This is a genomic window from Synechococcus sp. OH2, from assembly GCF_047462155.1.
Lineage (GTDB): Bacteria > Cyanobacteriota > Cyanobacteriia > Thermostichales > Thermostichaceae > Thermostichus.
This window is the reverse complement of sequence record NZ_JANSIR010000063.1, coordinates 1-3,516: the sequence shown is the minus strand read 5'-3', so window position 1 is coordinate 3,516 and position 3,516 is coordinate 1. Positions and strand designations below refer to the sequence as shown.

Sequence of the window (3,516 nt, the reverse complement as noted above, 5' to 3'; positions counted from 1 at the left end):
CCCGCCTGCGCGGTGGGGTAGTTCATAATAGCCCATGGTGCTCATCAACCCAAGTGGATGGAGCCAACTTCGAAAATGTCTCTAACTGCCGTCTCGTCAGCCCAGGGGGATCCTCGCATCGCCGAGATCGCCCAGCGGGGGGTGGCCGAGATCTTCCCGGGGGGGGCGGCAGCTCTGGAAGAGCGCTTGGCCACAACGGATCGCCCTTTGCGGGTCAAGCTGGGCATCGATCCGACGCGGCCAGATCTGCACCTGGGCCACGCGGTGGTCTTGCGCAAGTTGCGCCAATTCCAGGATGCTGGCCACGTGGCCATTTTGCTCATTGGGGATTTTACGGCGCTGGTGGGGGATCCCACTGGCCAGTCGGAGGCGCGTCCCCGCCTGACGCCGGCAGAAGTGGAAGAAAACGCCCGCACCTATCTGGAGCAGGCTGGCAAGATTTTGGACTTTGCGACCCCTGGCCGGCTGGAGGTGCGCCGCAACAGCGAGTGGCTGGCCCGCCTCACCCTCAGCGAGCTAATCGAGCTGCAGGCCCAGATGACGGTGGGGCAGATGTTGGCCAAAGAAGACTTTGCCCAGCGCTACCAAGCTGGAACACCGGTGTACTTGCACGAATTTCTTTACCCCCTCCTGCAGGGCTACGACTCGGTGGCCCTGGCAGCCGACGTGGAGCTGGGGGGAACCGACCAGCGCTTTAACCTCCTGGTTGGCCGAGAGCTGCAGCTTTGGAAAGGCCAAACCCCGCAGTTTTGCCTGACGGTGCCGCTTTTGGAGGGCTTGGATGGCTACCAGAAAATGTCCAAGTCCAAAAACAACTACGTGGGCCTAACCGAGGATCCCCTCACCATGTACTCCAAGCTGGAGAAGGTGCCGGATCACCTGGTGGAGCGGTATTTTGAGTTGCTCACGGCGGTGCCCCCCTCAGAGCTGCCGGCAGATCCCCGTCAGCGCCAGATTCTCCTAGCCAAAACTCTGGTGGCCCAATTTCACTCCCCTGAAGCGGCAGAAGAGGCGCAGCGCACCGCCCAAGCCCTGGTGTTGCAAGGCAATCTCGTAGAGACGGGATCCATCCCCACCTTTGCCGTCGAGGGCTTGTCTTACCCGGCAAAACTCAGCTACATCCTGCGCGAGTCCGGCCTGTGCAAGAGCGCCGCCGAGGCCCGTCGGCAAATCCAAGGAGGCGCCGTGCGGCTGGACGGACAAAAAGTGGAGGATCCCGACTTGGAGTTTACCAGCGCTTCTGACCTGGTCGGGCGGGTTCTCCAGGTGGGCAAGAAGGCCTTCCGCCGCCTGGTGGTGGGCCCAGAGTAGTCAGCCCCTAACCCCTCTCCCTTGATGGGACCGGGAAGGGGGGATCAACCATCAATGGGTGGGGGTGGGCTTGAAGCCGAGCCCGGCTTTTTTCTGCTTGGTCTTGGCTGGGGGATTGAACAGCGGTGAAGCCAACAAGGTTTGCGGGAAAACGGGCTCCGCCTTGGGCCGGATCGATCTCGCCTCCGCCACAGCTTCAGCGAGCTTCTGCCGCACCAGCTCTTGGGTCTCCAAGATATTGGGATCCGCCGCCCATTCCGGGGCTTCCCTGACCGGATCGTCTTCGGAAGTAAATTCCAAGTCGTAAACCTCGTTGCGGTAATCGGGGCTGAAGCACTCCCAGGCGCGCAAACTGTAGAAGTAGGGGAATAGCCGCACCATGCGCTCGATATCTAGGTGTGCTGCAAAGCAACAAAAAGCCTCTTCTTCAGAGACCGGAAATGGCGCGTAGTGCTCGGAAACAAACCACTGCAAAAACTTGCGCGCCTCCGGAACAACCTGCTCTGGGGTCATGGATCCCAGCACTGCTACGTTGAAGCAGTTGACCAAAAGGTGCTCCAGGAGCACGGCGTTGTACTCGGCAAAGCAGGTTTGCTCGCGGCTTTCTACCGGCTGCCAGGGCATATTGCCGTTGGCGGCGATAAACAGATGCACCAAGTCATGCGAGGGATTGGTTTGAATGGCGCCGTGCCCCTCCAGCTTGGCCCCGTCACAGCTAAAGATTTGGTACTGCGGGCTCCAGTAGAACTTCAGTTGCTTGGCCGCCATGTCCGACCGTCCTCCTCACCCAGAGGGATCCCTCTAGAGCTTACACCCGCAGGCGGGCTACAGGCACCTCTGCAGGGACAATCGCCGTCGCCCCTGCCCTGCCCCAAATGGAGACAGAGAAGGTTTCCTAGCCAAGGTTAAAGGAGAGCAATTAGCTTGCAGAAACGTCGTCGATAGAAGCAATCGACCCGAAAACAAGCTTATAGTGTACTTTTTTATACACTTGGGTTCTTTTCTCCGCGATGCTCCTGAGTTCTTCTCATGGTAGGTTTACGCTGCTGTCCTCAAGCTTGTCTGTGTTATCGGCTATATTCTTCAGGTTTCAACAATGCAGCTTAGCAGACCCCAAAACCGAGAAACTGGCTGGGCAATTGTCTTGATCCTGCTGGGGATCTCCATAACCGGCTGTGGCTCTTCCAGTAGCACAGGGATCGACCCTGCTTCTTTGGGATCCCAAACGCGCTTGACCTTCAATGGGGCTCTGACGCGCAGTTTCAGCACCACCCAGGGGGAGATGGAGTTCAACATTGCCCTCTTGCAAGCAGGGGATCCGCCTCAGCCGGTCACCCAGCTTTCTCCTGCCCAGGTCAGCTTGCAAGTTAACCGCATAACCGATCTGCAAGGGATCCCGCAGTCAGCCACAGTAACTCTAAGCCCCACCCGCATCGAGAACCCTCGAGCTGAGCTGGCCCGTCAGCCTTTGCTCATGGCCATCCTCATGGACGGCTCCGGCAGCCTGTTGGTTTTGGATCCCCAGTCCCGTCGCTTCTTAGCTGTTTTTGGGCTTTTGGATCAATTTCGCACCACACCCTTGGATCTGGGGGCGGTGCTCCGTTTTGATAACCGAGGGGCCGGTTTTGGCGCTACGGCTCTCGGCCAGCCTTTGCGCACGGCCCAACTGCTGCAAGACTTCACCAGCGACAAGCAACTGCTTAGGCGAGGGGTATTGCGGGCAAATCCCGGTGGGAACACCGCCTTGTATGACGCCACGGTGGAAGCCGGGCGTTTCTTAAGTGACTTTCGCCCCAATGAGACCTTCAACCGCCGCCTGGTGGTGTTTACCGACGGCATCGACAACGAGAGCACCCGCTCCATTGACCAGACCATTCGGGAGCTCACAACTCTGGCCCAAGAGCGGGGGCAGAAGCTGACCGTGTATGTAGTTGGGCTGGGCGTTGACTTAAACCTGCTGGAGCTCCAGCGACTGGCGGCGGCCACAGAAGGCACGTTTGTGCTGGCGCGGTTTGCCGAGGCTCTGGAAGCTCCCTTTGCCAATCTATTCCCTGCTGCTATTGGAGAGCACCGCCTGCAGGTGCGGGTACAAAGTAATGTTCCCCTACCTGCTGGCTCTTATCTTCTCAGCGGCGAACTGCGGGTCGAGAGAGAGGGAAGCCGTTTTGTGACATCCTTTAGCGACGCCGTTCTCACGGTGGGATC

3 protein-coding genes are annotated in these 3,516 nt (G+C 59.1%); 2 read left to right on the top strand and 1 reads right to left on the bottom strand.

Translation table 11 applies throughout. The annotated features are described in order from the left end of the window. The first annotated feature begins 75 nt into the window (after positions 1-75). Positions 76-1,311 (top strand): tyrosine--tRNA ligase, encoded by a 1,236-nt coding sequence (gene tyrS / locus NW835_RS05185; protein ID WP_414414702.1) that lies wholly within the window; start codon positions 76-78, stop codon positions 1,309-1,311. Between the two features lie 51 nt (positions 1,312-1,362). Here tyrS and NW835_RS05180 read toward each other — a convergent pair whose 3' ends face one another. After that, a complete protein-coding gene (locus tag NW835_RS05180) occupies positions 1,363-2,079 on the bottom strand; it encodes a hypothetical protein (RefSeq protein ID WP_414414701.1) in 717 nt (238 codons plus the stop codon). A 328-nt stretch (positions 2,080-2,407) separates the two neighbouring features. Between NW835_RS05180 and NW835_RS05175 the strand changes: the two genes are divergently transcribed. Next, a partial coding sequence (locus NW835_RS05175) for a vWA domain-containing protein (RefSeq protein ID WP_414414700.1) occupies positions 2,408-3,516 on the top strand: 1,109 nt, incomplete at its 3' end.

Excerpts from the sequence above, each read along its gene's own strand:
- NW835_RS05180 (WP_414414701.1), bottom strand. The coding sequence starts at position 2,079 with ATGGCGGCCAAGCAACTGAAGTTCTACTGGAGCCCGCAGTACCAAATC.
- tyrS (WP_414414702.1), top strand. The coding sequence starts at position 76 with ATGTCTCTAACTGCCGTCTCGTCAGCCCAGGGGGATCCTCGCATCGCC.